This is a genomic window from Halomonas sp. TG39a (assembly GCF_000744395.1).
In the GTDB taxonomy this organism is placed as follows: Bacteria; Pseudomonadota; Gammaproteobacteria; order Pseudomonadales; family Halomonadaceae; genus Vreelandella; species Vreelandella ventosae_B.
In genome coordinates this window covers 2326469-2344175 of sequence record NZ_JQLV01000001.1, presented here as the reverse complement: position 1 = coordinate 2344175, position 17707 = coordinate 2326469, and the positions used below count along the sequence as shown (strand labels likewise).

The window sequence follows — 17707 nt, the reverse complement described above, 5'->3', positions numbered from 1 at the left end:
GGGTGCCCTATAAGTACGAAACCAGTGGCCCGGCGATTTACCGGGAGTCGTTTGCGATTATTCGCAGTGAAGCCGAGCTTGGCCGCTTTTCAGTGGAAGAAGAGACCGTGGCGGTGCGCATGATTCACGCCGCCGGGCTGGTGGAGTTGGCCGCGCATATTCATTTTCAAAACGACGTGGTCAATCGCGCCCGCGCCGCCTTGGAGCAGGGCGCACCGATTCTCTGCGATGCCCGCATGGTCTCGGAAGGCATCACCCGCAAGCGGCTGCCCGCTGACAACGAGGTCATCTGCACCCTCAACGATGAGCGCACGCCCGGCCTCGCCCAGGAAATGGCCAATACCCGCTCGGCGGCGGCGCTGGAACTGTGGCGGCCACACCTGGAAGGCGCCGTGGTCGCCATTGGCAATGCACCCACCGCGCTGTTTCATCTGCTCAATATGTTCGAAGACCCGGCGTGCCCGCGCCCAGCGGCGATTATCGGCTGCCCGGTAGGCTTTGTCGGCGCGGCGGAATCCAAAGAAGCGCTGTTGGCTAACCCGGCGCTGCCCAGCTGTATCGTCCGCGGTCGCCTGGGCGGCAGCGCCGTGACGGTTGCGGCCATCAACGCCATGGCGGATCGCATCGAATGACCCAGGGAACGGTATACGGCGTTGGGCTGGGCCCCGGCAGCCAAGACTTGATGAGCGTGCGCGCCGACCGCCTGATACGCGGGGCGACCCACGTGGCGTATTTTCGTAAAAAGGGCCGCTGCGGCCATGCGCGCACTATCGTGGAGGGCATGATCCCGCCCGGCGCCATCGAACTGCCCATGGAATACCCGGTTACCACGGAAATTCCCTTCGACGACCCGCGCTACAATGAGCTGCTGGCGGCTTTCTACGAACGCAGTGTGGCCCAGCTCATCGAGATGGCAGAGGCCGGGTGCGATGTGGTGGTGCTCTGCGAAGGCGACCCGTTCTTCTACGGCTCCTTTATGCACCTCTACACGCGGCTGCTAAACCGCGTGCCGGTCTCGGTAGTGCCGGGTATTACCGGCATGTCAGCGGCGTGGACGGCCACTGGGCAGCCCATTACCTGGGGCGATGACATCATGACCGTGCTGATGGCCACGCTACCCGAAGAGGCATTGGCCGAGCGCATCGCCCAGACCGATGCGCTGGTGGTGATGAAGATTGGCCGCAACCTGGCCAAGTTACGCCGGGCCCTGGTTCACGCTGGCCGCGAAGGCGAAGCCTGGCTGATCGAGTACGCCGCCATGTCGCAACAACGGGTATTGCCGCTGGCGGACGTGGGCGAGAGCGTGCCGTACTTCTCGATTGTGCTGATCCATGGCCACGGGAGGCGGCCATGAGCGGCTGGCTGAAAATCGTCGGCCTGGGGCCGGGCTCAGAGGCCATGATTACCCCCGAGGTAACCGCTGCGCTTCAGGAAGCCACCGACGTGGTGGGCTATGTGCCCTACGTTAACCGGGTTGCGCCACGTGATGGATTAGTCCGCCACGGCTCGGATAACCGCGAAGAGATCCGCCGGGCGGAGCAGGCGCTACAGTTGGCGCTTGAAGGCCATAGGGTCGTGGTGGTGTCTTCCGGCGACCCCGGCGTCTTTGCCATGGCCGCTGCGGTGTTCGAGGCGCTGGAAGCGGGCGATGCACAGTGGCGCACGCTGGATATTCAGGTACTGCCGGGCATTTCCGCCATGCTGGCCGCCAGCGCAAGCGTCGGCGCGCCACTGGGGCACGACTTCTGCTGCATTAATCTATCCGACAACTTGAAGCCTTGGGCGCTGATTGAAAAGCGCCTGCTCCTGGCTGCTGAGGCCGACTTCGCTATGGCGTTTTACAACCCGCGCTCCAAGGCGCGCCCGGCGGGCTTTGAGCGCACCTTGGGCGTACTGCGGGAAGCCTGCGGGCTGGATAGGCTGATCATCTTTGCCCGGGCGGTGTCCACGCCGGAAGAGTCGATTCGCGTCACCACCCTAGGCGAGGCGACGCCGGACATGGCCGATATGCGCACCCTGGTGATTGTCGGTTCCCAGCAGACGCGCTTGATCGAGCGAGCAGGGTCACCGCTGGTTTATACACCGCGCTCCGCTGATTAAGTGTGGTCGCTGATCCAGCTAAAAACGTCATCGATGCGATGAACTTCGTGGCGGGGTGGCAGTGCTGGCCGCTCGATCATCACAATGGGCAGGCCGAGGGTTCTTGCCGCGGTGAGTTTAGACGCGGCCCCTTCGCCGCCAGCGTTTTTACACACGATGTGCTGGATGCGCTGGGTTTCCAGCAGGGCGAGATCGCCTTCCAGTGTAAAGGGGCCTCTATCGATCACGGTGCTGACATCGGCCAGTGGTAACGGGCTGGTAGGCCGGTCAACCAAACGCAGCACGTAATGGTGCTGGGGCTCAGCGGCAAAAGCGCTTAGGTGCATTCGCCCAATGGCGAGCAACACCCGCTGGGGCGGGCCAGCCAGGGCGCTAACCGCCTCATCAATACTTGCCACGCTTTGCCACTGGTCACCGGTAACTGGCTGCCATGCAGGCCGGGTAAGAGCAACGGCCTTTACGCCGCACTGTGCCGCTGCGGCTAACACGTTGCTACTCATCTGCGCGGCAAAAGGGTGGGTGGCATCAACAATGTGGGTAATGCGCTCCTGGGCTAAAAACGTGGCTAGCCCATTAACGCCGCCGAAACCGCCAATGCGGGTTGGCAGCGGCTGGGGTTTAGGCGTGGCAACACGTCCCGCATAGCTGAAAATGGCGGGAAGCCCGCGCTTGGCAACCGCACTGGCCAGAGCGCTGGCCTCCGAGGTTCCCCCGAGAATTAGGATCTTGTTCATGGTTGAGGTTAACAACACTCCCTGGCTGACCCTGTTAGGTTGGGGGGAGGGTGGCACACAGGAACTAACGGCGGCAAGCCGCGCCGCACTGGAAAGTGCCGAGGTAGTGTTCGGCGCGCGCCGCCACCTACGCCTTTTGCCGCCCCTAAACGCCGAGGTGATTGAGTGGCCGGTGCCCTTTGCCGATGGCATTCCTGAACTGCTCAATCAGCGCGGCCGCGGGGTGGTCATGCTGGTCTCAAACGACCCGTTCTGGTTTGGGGCGGGCAGCACACTGGCGCAGCATCTCAACGCTGATGAGTGGATGGCACTACCAGCGCCTTCCACCTTCAGTCTGGCAGCCTCCCGCCTAGGCTGGCCGCTGGAGCGCTGCACCTGCCTGGGCCTGCACGCCAAACCGCTGACCCGCATTCGACCTTACTTGCATGCCGGTAGGCGTTTGCTGGTACTGGTAAGAGACGGTGCGGCGGTGGCCGAACTCGCCTCTCTGGTTAGCCGATTCGGCTTTGCGGCTTCCCAGCTAACGGTGCTGGAAGCCCTGGGCGGCGATAACGAGCGCATTCGCCATTGTCATGCCGACGCCAGTTTGCCCCAGGATATTGCCCATCCGGTCGCGGTGGGGGTGGAAGTAGCAGGCAGCGGCCCCGCCTTGCCGCTGACGCCCGGCCTGCCAGATCATTTTTATGACCACGATGGACAGATCACCAAGCAGGCCATTCGCGCCATCACCCTGTCGGCTCTAGCCCCCATGCCCGGCGAGTGCCTATGGGATATCGGCACCGGGTCGGGCTCTATCGCCATTGAGTGGCTGCTCGCTCACCCGGATAATCAAGCGGTAGGTGTCGAGCAAAACGCAGAACGGGCAGCACGGGCGCGCCGCAATGCAGAGAACCTGGGTGTTGACTGGCTTGAGGTAAAAGAGGGCAGCGCGCTGGAAGCGCTAAACGATACGCCGCTGCCGGATGCGGTGTTTATCGGCGGCGGGCTATCTCAAGCGCTGTTAGACGATTTATGGCAGCGCTTGCCCGAAGGCGTGCGTGTCGTCGCCAATGCCGTCACCCTGGAATCCGAAGCGCTGCTGGCGCACTGGCAACAAAAAGCAGGTGGTGAACTGCTGCGTCTGGAACTTGCCAACGCCACCCCCATCGGCACCCGGCGAGGCTGGAAGGCCAGCTACCCGATTGTTCAGTGGCGGGGCGTTCGATGACAGCACAGGGATTGAGGGTAGCGGGATTTGGCTTTCGCAGTGAGGCCACGCTTGCTTCGCTCGGTCAGGCGTTGGATCAACTTATCGACCAGTATGGTGCTATCGAGAAGCTGGCGGCGGCTCGCTCGATGCTGCCGTTAGTTGAAGAGCTGGGACGAATGCGCAACATTGAAGTCATCGCCGTGGCGGACGCTGAGCTACCGACAGTTACAACGCTGACTCATTCTGCGCATAGTTTGCAGGCGCGTGGCACGGGCAGCGTGGCCGAGGCCGTGGCGCTGTTAGCGGCGGGCCCTGTGGCGACGTTGCTAGGGCCAAGAGTAATCTCAGCGGATAGGCAGGCCACCGCCGCCCTGGCGTTGTCAGAAGTACCAGAAGGAATCACAGAATGACCGTACACTTCATTGGCGCAGGCCCCGGCGCACCGGATCTGCTTACCCTGCGCGGGCGCGACCTGATCGCCGCCTGCCCGGTGTGCCTGTACGCGGGTTCATTAGTGCCGGAGGAAATCCTCGAACACTGCCCGGCTGGGGCGCGGGTGATCAACACCGCGCCGCTATCGCTGGATGACATCATGCAGGAGATCAGCCGCGCCCACGCCGAAAGCCAGGATGTCGCCCGGCTGCATTCGGGGGATCTATCGGTATGGTCAGCCATGGGCGAGCAGCTGCGCCGCCTGCGCGAGCTGGATATTCCCTACAGCATTACCCCAGGTGTGCCAGCCTTCGCGGCAGCCTCGGCAACCCTAGGTCAGGAGCTGACGCTGCCCGGTGTCGCCCAGTCGGTAGTGCTCACCCGCACGCCGGGCCGGGCCAGCGCCATGCCCAGCGACGAGACGCTTGCCAATTTCGCCCGCACCGGCGCCACGCTGGCTATTCATCTCTCGATCCATAATCTTGCCCAGGTAGTGGAAAGCCTGACGCCTTACTACGGTGAGCAGTGCCCGGTGGCGATTGTGTGGCGGGCAAGTTGGCCCGATGAGCGGGTAGTGCGTGGGCGGCTAGCCAGCATAGAAGCGCTGATCGATGACACCATGCAGCGCACCGCGCTAATTCTGGTCGGGCCGGTGCTTGAGAGCGACGACTTCCAGGAGAGCAGCCTCTACGCCGTGGGTTACGACCGACGCTTTCGCCCCCAATCGGCGGATTCGCCTTTTGCCACGGCAAGCCAAGACCAAGAGAGCGAGTCATGATCACGCTGTCGCTCATAGGCATCGGCACCGGCAACCTTGACCACGTCACCCTGGCCGCCGTGCGCGCCCTCAATAACGCTGATTTGATTCTGCTGCCCCGAAAGGGCGAGGCCAAGTCGGATCTTATCGATCTACGCCGCTTGCTCTGCGAACGGCTGCTGGAAGCGCCGGTGACCACTAAGATCGTCGAGTTCGATCTGCCTAGTCGTGATGGCCGCAATGACTACCTTGGCGCGGTGGACGACTGGCACGCAGCCATCGCCGGCGTCTGGGCGCAGCAAATCGATGAACATCTACCCAACGGTGGGCGGGTCGGGATGCTAGTGTGGGGCGACCCCTCGCTTTACGACAGCAGCCTGCGCATTACTCAGCGGCTAAGCGCTGCGGGTAAGCAGGTCGATGTAGAGGTAGTGCCAGGCATCACCAGCCTGCAAGTGCTCACCGCTGAACATAAAATCCCGTTAAATGCCCTTGCCGAGCCGGTACACATCACCACCGGCCGCCGCCTCCGCGAGCGCGGCTGGCCAAGCGATGCCGCCACGGTAGCGGTAATGCTCGATAGCGGTGGCGCCTTCACTACGCTGCCACCTGAAGATACCTACATTTGGTGGGGCGCCTACCTGGGCATGGATAAACAGTGCTTGATCAAAGGCTGGCTTAGCGACGTCGGCGACCAGATCATCCAGCGCCGGGCGGAGCTGCGCGACACCCACGGGTGGATAATGGATATTTACCTGCTAGCCAGACAGCCTCTGCTATAGTGCTGGTATTAATATGGAATGATTTTCCATAAAATGGTGCTACTGACCAACTAGTATTTGAGGAATAGCCATGAGCTTTTACGTTTATCTATCCGGCGAGATCCATACCGACTGGCGCGAAGAAATCCAGCGCGGCGCCGAGGCCGCGGGCCTGGATATCGTGTTTACCGCACCAGTCACCGACCACGCCGCCTCTGACGCTGCCGGCGACCACCTGGGCAAGCCGGAAAATGGCTTCTGGCGTGACCACCAGTCATCCAAGATCAACGCCATCCGCACCCGCACAATGATCGAACAGGCCGACCTGGTCGTCGTACGCTTCGGCGACAAATACAAGCAATGGAACGCCGCCTTCGATGCAGGCTACTGCGCAGCGCTGGCCAAGCCCTACATCACCCTGCACAGCGAAGACATCGTCCACCCGCTGAAAGAAGTGGATGCCGGAGCTAACGCCTGGTGCACCACGACGGATCAAGTCGTTGAGACTCTGCGCTACGTTCTGAAAGCGTAAAGCCAAGGCGCCTCCCACAAACCCAACCACAGCATTAGTGGTGTTGATCCGGTGTTGTGGGAGGGCGCTTCAGTGCGCGAAGACCCCGCCCCATAAACAATCCACCCCAATAGAGTGCCAGGACACTATTGCGAATGTACTTCGCTTACCACGCACTATAAACCCCTTAAAATCAAACGATTGCACACTTTTAGCGCGGCGTAACGCTTGGCGAGGAACGAGCCAAAAGGCACCCGCGAAGGCAGCGCCAGCTGCCCAAAGCCCCCGCCAGTACTTTTTTCTGCAAACCCACAAGACCTAATTAAATTACTATGAATAGAGTAGGGTTAGATCAGCAAGTGCGTACGTGAATTTTGGATATACAGCCGAACGGTTGTTAATATATCTTAAAGATCAGATAGTTAGGGGTGTTTCGGCGCGCGATAAGAATGTTGAATAGTGCAGCGCATTCATTCAATATCAGAACGGGCAGTTTAATCACGTTAACCTAGCTAGTTAATCGAGAAATATATGCAGGAAAAGAAAATTGCGCTGCAAGTCGTTGAGGAAGCCCTGAAAGAGCTAGAGTCATCCAAAGGCTCCATCCTTTCTGCAATCCAAAAACTGCAAAGAGCCTCGTCCATTGTTGGAGATGACGAGAAAAGACTGTGGTGTTCCATTCAGCTTGCTGATGCTATATATGTGGGGCCGCTAAAAGATCTTGCTGATTTTTTGGTAGAGCATCAAGATCCTTCTACTAGCGAATATCAAGAAGGACTTTCAAAGCACATTAAGGCTTTGGGAAAGCTTGGCCTCATCCACGAAGTTCATTTTACGAATGAAGAATTAAACATAAAACTAAATAGCGCAGGTGGTGGATATGCCAACATTGGATTTGTCGAAGAGCGTTATGCTGACCTTGTAAGGCAAAAGAGTGGAAATGATGGTACGTACTATAAGAGTCCATTAAACAATCACTTGAATTTTGTAAAAAAGAAAGCTCACGAGCTTGCCTCTCTTCTCTACAAGCAGCTTAAATTTTCTGGAACTGTTAGTAATTGTTTCGACTTGTTAAAAAATGCTGTAGACGACAAGCTACTAGACTTGAATCCTGTCATAGCTGAGCAGCTTATGCTTGCATTCAAATCTGTATCAACTGGAAAAGAAGAAGAATGGTCTCAAGCGCTTACTACTTGTCGCAGACTCATTGAGGGATTAGCTGACCAGCTTTATCCTGCTACGAATGACAAGGATAAGGGTAGGTCGCTAGGGCAAGCTCAATATGTGAATAGAATCTGGTTCTTTATGGACACGTCTATAGAGTCCAAAAGCAATAGAGAGCTTGCAAAGGCTCATGTGGATTTCATGGGTTCATGGCTGGAGAATATAAATAAAATTTCCAATAAAGGTGTACATGCAGAACTAGGTCAGCTCGAAGCCACCAAGGCAGTTTTTCATACCTACCTAATGATTGCAGATATTTTAGATTATTTAGAAGAAAAACCACAACCAAACAATAAGAAAGATATTAATCTGGCTACTATCGACGAACTTGAAGCTCTTTTAGGTGTAAATAGAAATATAGCAAAAGAAATTTTCAAGCATAGAATAAAAGAAGGTGGTTTGGACTGTGCTTCTCTTGCCAAAGTTGGAGGTGTCGGCCCTAAGATAATTCAAAAAATAAAGCAAGAGTTTATCATTGAGGATTGATTGTATAATAAATGCGTCAAAATCGACGCTCGTACCTCGCGTGATTTATGCGGGCATTAGTGCTATAGGAGAAATATTTTTGAGTACCAATGAAAGCGTCATTGTTTTTATGCGGTTCGTTAAAGAAAAGCATCGCGAATTATGCGAATCTTTAGACCGATTAGTCAATTCATTAGTTGGGGAAAATGCCTCGCAGAAAGCTAAAATTTCTGAAGAAACGCTTAAAACTGCCCAAGATCTTCAATCCACAATTTCAAAGTCGGATCGACCAGACTGGTTATCTGGATTAATTCAAGGATTAAATCATTTCCACAATAAATCTTGGAATCAGCAACACTTAATAAAGCACTTAATAGATAATCTGTCAAAGATAAAGGAGCATAGATGGCAGTTTGAAAATTCTAATGAGAAACCTTTTGACTTTGATTCTATCTACGAATACTATAAATCTGAAAGTCGTCTTCCTGAGTTGTTTGATGAAATTATAAGTATACTTGAAGAAATACAGTCTAGCGGCGAAATAGACAGCTTAACTATGATGAAGTCTCTGGGCAAGGTTATTTCAACATTGAAGCAAAATCGCGATGGATCTTACTTTTCTTTGAATAGCGCTTGGGACTTTCTAGTGTCATTCCTTAAAAACTACATGTGGAATGAGCTATCTAGGTTACCTGTTCTCGGAGCTTCTATGGAAGCATTAGAGAAAACCATCAAAGAAACAAATGAAGAAATGTTTAAGGTTCATAGCGCTATAGAAAAAGAAATGAAAACTGTAGTGGAGTCGGAAATCAAAGGGCTTAAAGGGAAGTCTGATTTTTCTTTTGTAAGTTATGATCGTACTGGCCTTACACTAAATGATAACAAAGAATTCAAGGAAATTGACCATAAGGTGTAGCACTAACAAGGCGGTGTAGTCGTTAACTTTGGTTACAGGGGCGCAAACATGTGGGCGGCTCCGCTATTTTTGTACACATGTTTGCGCCCCTAGGCTAGGCATTGACAATCAAATGAACCTCGTCATCCAAAAGAAATATCCGACTGTGGCATCGCAGCATGCGCGGTGCTTGCAGGCATTATCTATGCTCAGGTGAAAGAGACAGCAAACCCCCTGGGTATTTAAGCCGAAGACACAGCGCTTTGGTCAGACAATAAGCACGTTCGTAAGCTCTTATGTGCGTTGGGTATAACATTTGCACACACGGAGGCGCCATTCGACACCTGGGAAAGCCTGCCAGACAAAGCGTTTTTAGCAATCAAATGGCGCATGGAGCAGGGCTGGCCTTTCTGGCATCGGGTTGTATTTTTTAGGAGTGAGTAGGATGCCGTGGTGCTGGATTCAAAAAAAAGATTTGAAAAAACACCTGTCGTGACTTAGGGCGTATCAAATCCAAGTGGTTCATTCGTGTAGATTAAGGCTTGGTGGCTATTATTGTCTACGCACTTGCGTTTGATTGCCTTCTGCCTTATCCAGAAGCACCGGGTCGCTACCCGCAAGATAAATATCATTTCAAAGCGCTGCAGTTATTCTATAAATTCAAATTATTCAAGGCGATCCATCGATATTATGACGAGAAAAACACTAGGTTTGAAGGCGAAAAGAGAGATAGATGCCAAGCCCGCCGACGACGTTGAAGATCAATTCCCTAATGATCCCGAAAAACGTTTTCTAAATGGCGTCGCTATTCATCCTTCCCCACGCATTTATTTAGAGCCTGGCTCTCAGCAGCGTACTGTGCGGGCGATGGATCTGATTACGCCCATTGGGATGGGGCAGCGAGGGTTGATTGTGGCGCCGCCGGGCTCTGGCAAAACGACGATGTTAAAACATATCTGTCAGGCCGTAGCAGAAGCTCATCCTGACATAAAGCTGTATGCCTTGCTGATTGATGAGCGCCCGGAAGAAGTGACCGATTTTAAGCGCAGTGTATCGGCAGAAGTACATGCATCGTCTTCAGATGAAAGCTACACACACCATGTGCGTATGGCCGATAAGCTTCTTGAGACGGCGCGTAGGCAAGCAGGCGACGGCCATAATGTGATGATTGTGATCGATTCTTTGACCAGACTCTCGCGCGTTCATAATGCCGAGCAGCGAGGTAATGGTCGCACTATGTCGGGTGGGCTGGATAGCCGAGCGATGGAAATACCCCGGAAATTGTTTGGCGCCGCGAGAAAGATCGAAAACGGCGGATCGCTCACCATTCTGGCCACCGTGCTGGTGGATACGGGAAGCCGTATGGATCAGGTGATTTTCGAGGAGTTCAAGGGCACGGGCAATATGGAACTGGTGTTATCCCGGGATGTGGCCAATCAACGGATTTTCCCTGCAATCGATATTGCCAAAAGCAGTACCCGTCGCGAAGAGCTTTTGATTGATGCAAAAGATATTGAAAAAGTAAGAACATTGCGTAGAGGTTTGACAACGCTTAAGCCAGTAGAAGGCGCGCAGAAGTTACTTGAGTTATTGGATAAATATCCCACTAATGCCGAGCTATTAGATGCGTTTTTGCCAGATTCGTGAAATATAGATAATAAAGAAGCCCACCCTTTTAAAAGGTGAGCTTCTTGGGTAAGTTTTAACGATTACTTTTTACTGAAATTCAAGTTTGATTCAGGCACTGCTTTTCGAACCGGAAAACCTGCAATCTCTTTGCGCTCAATAATACTTTTTAAGCGCCTTTCAATGGCACAAAGGTTTTTAAAGTCACTCATGTCGACTAAAGAGATGGCTTCCCCTGAGGCGCCCGCGCGGCCGGTTCGGCCAATGCGGTGGATGTACTCTTCTGGCTTAAAGGGTAAATCATAATTCACCACACGGCTCAGTTCGCCAATATCCAAACCTCGCGCGGCAACCCCCGTGGCGACCAAGTACTTTAATTCGCCGGTTTTGAACTGAGCCAGAATCTTTTCGCGCATCGCTTGGCTTCTATCGCCATGAATGGAATCCGCAGTGATGCCGCGTTTTTCCAGTTGAGCAACAAGCTTGGCTGCATTGTGTTTTTTCTCGGTAAAAATAAGCGCCTGATCCCACTTTTGTTCGTTGATCAAGTGGCTCAACAAGGCGGATTTCGTGTCTTTATCGACGGTGATGAGCCATTGTTTGACATTAGCGGCGGCGCGGACGTTGGGAGAAATGGATATTTCAGCCGCCAGATCGGTCATCTGACGATCCGAAAAATCGTAGGCGAGGGCGCGAACGTCGTCTGTGATGGTGGCCGAAAACAGTAGGTTCTGACGGTCTTCAGGCAGGCGATCTATGATTTTATGGATATCGTCGGCAAACCCCATGTCGACCATTCTGTCCGCTTCGTCCAGTACCATGACTTTAAGTTCGTCAAAATGCAGCGCACGCTGATGCGCCAAATCGAGCAATCTGCCCGGGGTGGCGACCAGAATATCCACCCCTTTGATCAGGCGTTCTTTTTGAGCTTCGGTATCCACACCGCCATACACCGCCATCGAGGTTAGGTGCGTGTGTTTAGCGTATTGAGCCACATTGGCTTCGACCTGAACCGCTAGCTCACGGGTCGGCACGAGAATCAGCGCACGTATCCGCTTGCCACGTAACGTGCCCGCGTTACTGAATCGCTCTAGCAGAGGAAGAACAAATGCAGCGGTTTTACCTGTGCCTGTTTGTGCGGTGGCGATTAAGTCGTTACCCGAGAGAATGGCAGGAATCGCTTGTTCCTGAATGGGCGTTGGCGTGTTGTAACCTAGTTCGGTAATCGCTTGAACAAGAGGACTGGATAATCCTAGTTTTGAAAATGGCATTAGGAGCTCTGACCGATGGTCGTAAGGTGTGTCGAAAATGAAAAATGATGCAGTATAGCGTAAAAGCAGCCGCTCGTTGCTCGAACAGGGCAATTAGCTTCATAGTGCTGAGGCGGCTTTTGTGATGAAATTAAAGGCATTCATTAAATGAATGGTAAGTGATGCTTTATAGTACGCTAATATTGGTCAGAATTAGCTTTAAAATTGGAGAGATAACATGGGCGATATAGGATTCATTTTTGGAATTATGGGAATGTCGATGGGCATCTTGGGGTTTGTTTTTGGCATCATTTCATTTTCTAAAGTTGTTAAGCTAGAGAAGAAATTGGCGAAAGTGGAGTCTCAGGGTAATTGAAGTTAGATCGTGAGTGAGCGAAATAAAAATTCAATTAAATTCAATTATTTAGGTCGTTTCGCGCTTGTTCCTTGCACCATTTATAGCAAACGTTAATCAATATGCAAATGAACCCCGTCATTCAAGAAGAAAGATCCGGCTGTGGCATCGCATCATGCGCTGCTCTTGCGGGCATTAGCTATGCACAGGCGAAAGAGACAGCCAACGCCATGGGTATCTATGCCGAAGACACAGCGCTTTGGTCAGACACCGAGTACGTCCGTAAGCTCTTGCGTGCTTTGGGGATCACGGCTGCCCCTACGGAGACGCCATTTGATACCTGGGAGAGCCTTCCAGATAAAGCACTGTTGGCGATCAAATGGCGCATGGAGCAGGGCAGACCTTTCTGGCATTGGGTGGTGTTTGCTAGAAGCGAGCGGGAAACCGTGGTGTTGGATTCCAAGAAAGCCTTGAAAACAAACACCCGTCGTGACTTCGGGCGCATCAAGCCCAAGTGGTTCATCCGTGTAGTTTAAGGCTCGACAGCTATTATTGAGGACTACTCTTAAGGTCTATGAGCTAGCGCTTGGATCTTGCTGGGCTCTCGCTTTCTGTTCTGCCTGATCGAGAAGCACCGGGCCGCTACCTGATTCCGCCAGCTTGTCGTCCGGGTTGTAGAGCGGGCAACTGGTCATGCTCAGGCAGCCACAGCCTATACAGCCTGCCAGGTTATTACGGAGCTTTTGCAGATAAGCAATCCGGCCATCGAGCATCTGCTGCCAGTTTTTTGAAAGCTGTTGCCAGTCTTCAACCGTCGGTGTGCGGTTATTGGGCAGTGATTCAAAAGCTCGCTTGATCTCTTCCAGGCTCACGCCGACTTTCTGCGCGGCTTTGATCACCGAAATCCGCCTTAGTACTTCTGGTTTATAGCGGCGCTGATTGCCCGCATTACGCCAGCTATGGATCAGACCTTGCTGCTCATAAAAGTGCAAGGTACTGACGTTAATGCCGCAGCGCTTTGCCACCTTGCCAACACTCCAAATTGCCTCTGCCATCACGCACTCCTGAATCTTTTTTGCTATTTTTTTCCAAAAACAGCTTTACCTCAAGTGAAGTTGAGGTTTTATCCTGCCATTTCACTTAACGCAAGGAGACTCTTATGTACTTGGAACACGTTAATCTGGTCGTTGATGATATGGATGCCATGTTGGATTTTTACCGCGCCGTATTCCCGCATTGGCGGGTACGCGATGAAGGCCATGGCGAGTGGTATGGCAAACCGCGTAAATGGGTGCACTTTGGTGACGACGAACACTACCTGGCGCTAAGCGATCATGGCGAAGGGGCGAATCGCGATTTGAAAGGCCACAGCGTTGGCTTAGCCCATTTTGCCTATGTGACCGATAACCTTGACGCCGTTGTGGCCAGGTTAAATAACGCGGGTTATGCCATTGCGAAACCAGGAGCTGTAGAGCCGTTTCGCAAGAATGTTTATTTTGTCGATCCGGCTGGGTTTGAGGTGGAGTTTGTCGAGTATCTAAGCGATATCCCGGCCGAGCGGAATTTAAATCAAGATGCCACTTAATAAGCAGTTCAGCACCTTCCGGGGTGCTGAACCGTAATAGTTTAGCTTTGATGCATCATGAAATATCTTTAGAATAACCTGTTAAAATTCCTGGATCTTTCAGTGGGACTTGGAAGCAAAAAGGCTTTCAGGAAGTGATGAGAGCTAATTACTCCTATGGAAGGAACGGATTGACCCTAAGGAAGACAAAGCATACCGGCCTAAATTTATGAAGCTGCCTAGCGCTGGTTCAGGTGCAACCTTATCCAGGGCTAGGCAGCTTTTCAGTACCGCCTTTGGCGCCATTGACCATCGTTAGGAACATTTAGATGATTCGTAAATACCGCGAGGCGGATATTGAACAAATTTTGGATATCTGGCTTTCAGCTTCGATTAAAGCCCACTCCTTTGTTGGTTCTGAATTTTGGCAGTCAAAAGTTAGCGATATGCGGGATATATACATCCCTGCATCAGAGACCTTTGTATTTGAGGCTGATGAGCAGATTACAGGGTTTTATTGCCTCTATGGAAATACGTTAGCAGCAGTTTTTGTGCTACCAAGCCTGCAGGGAAATGGTATAGGGTCAGCGTTGATTGAAGATGCTAAGAGCAGAAGGGCGTGTTTACAGCTAAGTGTCTATAGACAGAACGCTTCCAGCATCAGTTTTTATCAAAAACATGGCTTCATTGCATTAAGTGAGCAGATTGACGAACAAACTGGCCATCCTGAATTCATCATGGAGCACTACTGTTAACAGCGTGTAGCTATTAGCTGCTGTTTGTAATCGATGGTGTAAAGCATTAAGGAATATTCGGTGAACGGTGAATGTCTGTGTGGGGAGATTAAGTTCGAAATCGAAGGGGAGATACCGAGCTTCTATCAATGTCACTGCTCTTTGTGTCGCAAAGCGACAGGGTCTGCGTCAAATACGGCCACTTTTGTAAAAGCGGATAGCTTCTGCTGGCTTTCCGGCCAATCCAAAATCAGTACTTTTCAGAAGCCAACCGGCTATCGGAATGATTTTTGTGCGGTCTGCGGCAGTCTGGTACCCAATCAACTGAGAGACTCTGGGTTGGTGTGGGTTCCCGCTGGTTTGCTGAATAATGTGACTGCGTCGCAAATATCTATTCATCTTCACCTTTCTTCATCGGCTTCTTGGGCGTCAGAATCAGAGGGTTGTGTTCGTTTAGATGGTGGCCTTGATAGTTTGGAATCGCTTAACCAGGCATTGCAGAAGCCAAGTTGTTGAATGCAGGTCGAATTTTTTGCCATTGATAGCTGAAATGTCCTCCAATACCTCTAAGGAGTGGTCTGATGGCGCGAGCCGCTAGGACGACCACTCAACCAACACCCCAGCATAAAAACCGTAAAATGATCGCCCGTAGAGCCATCCCCAAAGGGTATAATGCCACTGGTAACGGTGGGGTGGCTTCGTTACATACGTTGATTTTCAGCAGGTTTGTTTACTTGTTACTATATTTTAAATAGAGAAAAGGCAGTCGTTCATGATTAACACCAAAATATACAAGGCGGTTTACGAACTCGCCGAAAAGCTCATGAAGGCTGCCGATAAAGAGGATAGAGAGGCTTTTGATGCGCTCTATGCGGAGCTGGAAGCTATTTGCACCGAGAATGAGAGCACCGATAAAGATCATCCAGAGCAGTGGGAAACATTGGCTGACTTCACGGAAGAGCTGGATGAGGCGCTGGCCGTCTACGAAAAAGCCTTTGAAAAGGCCGTCGCCGTTAACTCGAAGGATCACATGTCATCTATCGCGTTCTCCATGGCGAAGTTGCAGGTCGAACTGGGCCAAACCGACGCGGCTATCAGTAATCTTAAAAATGCCCAAGTCACCGCCAATAAAATTGAAGATGGCGAGCTGAAAGACGAAATTGACGAGCTGCTTGGAAAGCTGACAACAGGTTAGGGTTTGTACGAAAAGACGGCTAGCGCAGGCAGTTTTCGTACAAAGCCTAGTTTATTTAAGCTGCTGGTTTTAATCATATTCACGATAAACGTAGATGCACATAAAGCCTGATTGTGCTGGGTTTGCCTAAGACTAGGGACACTATTTTGACCAATAACGATATTTTTCGCCGCATACGTTACACCTTTGATTTAAAAGACAGCACCATCGTGGATATCTTCGCCTTGGCAGAGGTCAGCGTGGCTCAAGAGCAGGTAACTGCCTGGCTGAAAAAGGATGAAGACGACGCCTTTGTCACCATGAAGAACAAAGAGCTGGCGGCTTTTTTGAACGGCTTTATTAGCTTTAAGCGTGGTAAGCGCGAAGGGCCGCAGCCCGTGCCAGAATCGCAGTTGAACAACAATATGGTGTTTCAGAAGCTGCGTATTGCGCTGAATTTAAAGGCTGAAGATATTTTGGCTGCTTTTGAACTGGCTGGCTTCAACCTAAGTAACCATGAATTAAGTGCGTTTTTCCGCAAGCCCAGCCATAAGAATTATCGAGAGTGCAAAGATCAGGTGCTGCGAAATTTCTTACTCGGTATGCAGCTTCAATTGCGGCCAAATCAGGATACTCCAAGCACCGAGTCCTGAGCTCATAGGGTTGGAAGCGTCGCTGCTCAAATGGCTTTAGCAAATGCGGGTTTTATATTCACGACAAGAACTGAAAAGTTTTATCAGGCCCCGCAATTGAACGTCGAGTATAGGGACGTTTTCCACTACGAGTTCAGGGCTTGATAAGGCTAGCCCCGGACTACGCTCGCGCTGAGTTAGCCTTCGCAAAAATACTTCGATGTCACCAGTACTGAGTCATACGGGAGCCTTTCCAGTGATCAAGCAAGTGGGCGGAGTTAACATTCAACCTAGGCACAGGGCTACATGCCACTGCTGCGGCATGGTGGAGCTCGAACTCGATCTGCCTGATGGTCTTGTTGACCCGAAAAGGTGTAACTGCTCTATTTGTAGGCGCAAAGGCGCTGTTATGGCCTATGTGTCATTGAGTGGTCTTCACATTCTTCGCGGTACTGAGCATCTAAAGCTATATCAGTTCAATTCAGGTGTCGCAAAGCATTACTTCTGTTCAAACTGCGGCATCTACACCCACCACCAAACGCGCTCGAACCCCACTGTGTATGGATTCAATGTCGGGTGCTTGGAAGGCGTTAACCCCTGTGATTTGGATGGTGTACCGGTTAGCGACGGTATCAAACATGAATCTGATCTGTAGCATCAGGGATAGGGGAGCTATAACGTGTCCAGCATTGGATGGTTCAGCACCACCCAGCAATTCAAAATAGGCGCATTGGTAAGGTATTGAGATGGAGCATGAAGCGCTGGTAAAAAAATGGCTAATGAGTGATCCGGCCCGTATTGAGGCGCTGACAATAGCGGCTGCGCAGAAGCTGCCGGGGTGGTGTCTCGCTGCTGGATTCGTTAGAAACTTGGTGTGGGACAAGCTGCATGACTTTTCATCGAATACGGCCCTCAACGACATCGATTTAATTTACTTCGATCCTGACGACATAAACGATTCCCACGATCATGATATCGAGCAAGGATTAAGGGAAGTCTCAACGTTTCCCTGGTCAGTAAAGAATCAGGCAAGAATGCACGAGAGAAATAATGACTGTCCGTATACATCCACTGAAGATGCCATGAGTTTCTGGATAGAGCTAGAAACTGCCGTAGGCGCTGCTTTGGATGACGATGGAGAGGTTATCCTTGTCGCTCCCTTTGATGTTAAGCCACTGTTTGACTATACCATTACATTAAATCCCAAACGGCCAAAACGAACGGATTTTGAAGCCCGAATATGCGCTAAGCGATGGCTACAAACCTGGCCAAGGTTGGTGGTAAATGCCTAATCAGGCATCCCA

Annotated in this window: 23 protein-coding genes; 20 read left to right on the top strand and 3 right to left on the bottom strand. The window is 52.0% G+C overall.

Going from position 1 to position 17707, the window contains the following annotated elements; all coding sequences use genetic code 11:
- Positions 1-2 precede the first annotated feature (2 nt).
- The 3 genes from U738_RS10520 to cobJ are packed head-to-tail and all read left to right on the top strand — an operon-like array spanning position 3 to position 2100.
- A complete protein-coding gene (locus U738_RS10520; RefSeq protein WP_035580010.1) occupies positions 3-632 on the top strand; it encodes a precorrin-8X methylmutase in 630 nt (209 codons plus the stop codon).
- On the top strand, positions 629-1354 hold the full coding sequence (gene cobI / locus U738_RS10515) for a precorrin-2 C(20)-methyltransferase (RefSeq protein ID WP_035580007.1): 726 nt from the start codon (positions 629-631) through the stop codon (positions 1352-1354). Before U738_RS10520 ends, cobI begins: the two co-directional genes overlap by 4 nt.
- Positions 1351-2100 (top strand): precorrin-3B C(17)-methyltransferase, encoded by a 750-nt coding sequence (cobJ, locus tag U738_RS10510; protein WP_035580004.1) that lies wholly within the window; start codon positions 1351-1353, stop codon positions 2098-2100. Before cobI ends, cobJ begins: the two co-directional genes overlap by 4 nt.
- Here cobJ and U738_RS10505 read toward each other — a convergent pair.
- Positions 2097-2834: a cobalt-precorrin-6A reductase gene (locus U738_RS10505; RefSeq protein ID WP_050713391.1), complete on the bottom strand. Its 738-nt coding sequence runs from the start codon at positions 2832-2834 to the stop codon at positions 2097-2099. The genes cobJ and U738_RS10505 overlap by 4 nt on opposite strands.
- On the opposite strand from U738_RS10505, the gene U738_RS10500 reads away from it, so the two are divergent.
- The 8 genes from U738_RS10500 (at position 2833) to rho (ending at position 10715) form a co-directional block, all read left to right on the top strand.
- A complete protein-coding gene (locus tag U738_RS10500; RefSeq protein ID WP_035580001.1) occupies positions 2833-4041 on the top strand; it encodes a bifunctional cobalt-precorrin-7 (C(5))-methyltransferase/cobalt-precorrin-6B (C(15))-methyltransferase in 1209 nt (402 codons plus the stop codon). The genes U738_RS10505 and U738_RS10500 overlap by 2 nt on opposite strands.
- Positions 4038-4433 carry a cobalamin biosynthesis protein gene (locus U738_RS10495; protein ID WP_035579998.1) on the top strand — a complete coding sequence of 132 codons (396 nt, stop codon included), beginning with the start codon at positions 4038-4040 and terminating at the stop codon, positions 4431-4433. Before U738_RS10500 ends, U738_RS10495 begins: the two co-directional genes overlap by 4 nt.
- A complete protein-coding gene (cobM, locus tag U738_RS10490) occupies positions 4430-5233 on the top strand; it encodes a precorrin-4 C(11)-methyltransferase (RefSeq protein ID WP_035579995.1) in 804 nt (267 codons plus the stop codon). Before U738_RS10495 ends, cobM begins: the two co-directional genes overlap by 4 nt.
- Entirely contained in the window at positions 5230-5994 is a 765-nt protein-coding gene (gene cobF, locus U738_RS10485) for a precorrin-6A synthase (deacetylating) (RefSeq protein ID WP_035579992.1), read from the top strand. Before cobM ends, cobF begins: the two co-directional genes overlap by 4 nt.
- Positions 5995-6064: 70 nt before the next feature.
- Positions 6065-6505 carry a YtoQ family protein gene (locus tag U738_RS10480; protein WP_035579989.1) on the top strand — a complete coding sequence of 147 codons (441 nt, stop codon included), beginning with the start codon at positions 6065-6067 and terminating at the stop codon, positions 6503-6505.
- Positions 6506-7015: 510 nt separating this feature from the next.
- A complete protein-coding gene (locus tag U738_RS10475) occupies positions 7016-8194 on the top strand; it encodes a ComEA family DNA-binding protein (RefSeq protein WP_035579986.1) in 1179 nt (392 codons plus the stop codon).
- Positions 8195-8273: 79 nt separating this feature from the next.
- A complete protein-coding gene (locus tag U738_RS10470; protein ID WP_200882488.1) occupies positions 8274-9089 on the top strand; it encodes a hypothetical protein in 816 nt (271 codons plus the stop codon).
- A 669-nt stretch (positions 9090-9758) separates the two neighbouring features.
- The gene (rho, locus tag U738_RS10465; protein ID WP_050713393.1) at positions 9759-10715 is read left to right on the top strand and encodes a transcription termination factor Rho; all 957 of its coding nucleotides are present in this window, start codon (positions 9759-9761) and stop codon (positions 10713-10715) included.
- A gap of 62 nt (positions 10716-10777) precedes the next feature.
- Here rho and U738_RS10460 read toward each other — a convergent pair whose 3' ends face one another.
- Complete coding sequence (locus tag U738_RS10460; RefSeq protein ID WP_035579984.1) at positions 10778-11965, bottom strand: DEAD/DEAH box helicase; 1188 nt, start codon at positions 11963-11965, stop codon at positions 10778-10780.
- A 217-nt stretch (positions 11966-12182) separates the two neighbouring features.
- Between U738_RS10460 and U738_RS23450 the strand changes: the two genes are divergently transcribed.
- Both U738_RS23450 and U738_RS10455 read left to right on the top strand, forming a co-directional pair.
- A complete protein-coding gene (locus U738_RS23450) occupies positions 12183-12320 on the top strand; it encodes a hypothetical protein (protein WP_169331552.1) in 138 nt (45 codons plus the stop codon).
- Positions 12321-12427: 107 nt separating this feature from the next.
- Positions 12428-12835 carry a hypothetical protein gene (locus U738_RS10455; protein WP_035583440.1) on the top strand — a complete coding sequence of 136 codons (408 nt, stop codon included), beginning with the start codon at positions 12428-12430 and terminating at the stop codon, positions 12833-12835.
- A 36-nt stretch (positions 12836-12871) separates the two neighbouring features.
- Here U738_RS10455 and soxR read toward each other — a convergent pair whose 3' ends face one another.
- Complete coding sequence (gene soxR, locus U738_RS10450; RefSeq protein ID WP_035579981.1) at positions 12872-13354, bottom strand: redox-sensitive transcriptional activator SoxR; 483 nt, start codon at positions 13352-13354, stop codon at positions 12872-12874.
- A gap of 104 nt (positions 13355-13458) precedes the next feature.
- Between soxR and U738_RS10445 the strand changes: the two genes are divergently transcribed.
- The 7 genes from U738_RS10445 to U738_RS10425 all read left to right on the top strand — a co-directional run bounded on the left by U738_RS10445 (position 13459) and on the right by U738_RS10425 (position 17695).
- Entirely contained in the window at positions 13459-13884 is a 426-nt protein-coding gene (locus U738_RS10445; RefSeq protein ID WP_035579978.1) for a VOC family protein, read from the top strand.
- 308 nt (positions 13885-14192) lie between these two features.
- Entirely contained in the window at positions 14193-14618 is a 426-nt protein-coding gene (locus U738_RS10440; RefSeq protein ID WP_035579975.1) for an N-acetyltransferase, read from the top strand.
- A gap of 60 nt (positions 14619-14678) precedes the next feature.
- Complete coding sequence (locus tag U738_RS22940; RefSeq protein WP_081899083.1) at positions 14679-15113, top strand: GFA family protein; 435 nt, start codon at positions 14679-14681, stop codon at positions 15111-15113.
- Between the two features lie 256 nt (positions 15114-15369).
- Positions 15370-15792, top strand: coding sequence for a replicative DNA helicase (locus tag U738_RS10435; RefSeq protein ID WP_035579972.1), 423 nt, complete (start codon positions 15370-15372; stop codon positions 15790-15792).
- A gap of 146 nt (positions 15793-15938) precedes the next feature.
- Positions 15939-16424, top strand: coding sequence for a DUF1456 family protein (locus U738_RS10430; protein ID WP_035579969.1), 486 nt, complete (start codon positions 15939-15941; stop codon positions 16422-16424).
- Between the two features lie 199 nt (positions 16425-16623).
- Positions 16624-17058 (top strand): GFA family protein, encoded by a 435-nt coding sequence (locus U738_RS23585; protein ID WP_197671993.1) that lies wholly within the window; start codon positions 16624-16626, stop codon positions 17056-17058.
- 91 nt (positions 17059-17149) lie between these two features.
- The gene (locus tag U738_RS10425) at positions 17150-17695 is read left to right on the top strand and encodes a nucleotidyltransferase family protein (RefSeq protein WP_035579967.1); all 546 of its coding nucleotides are present in this window, start codon (positions 17150-17152) and stop codon (positions 17693-17695) included.
- Positions 17696-17707: the final 12 nt, after the last annotated feature.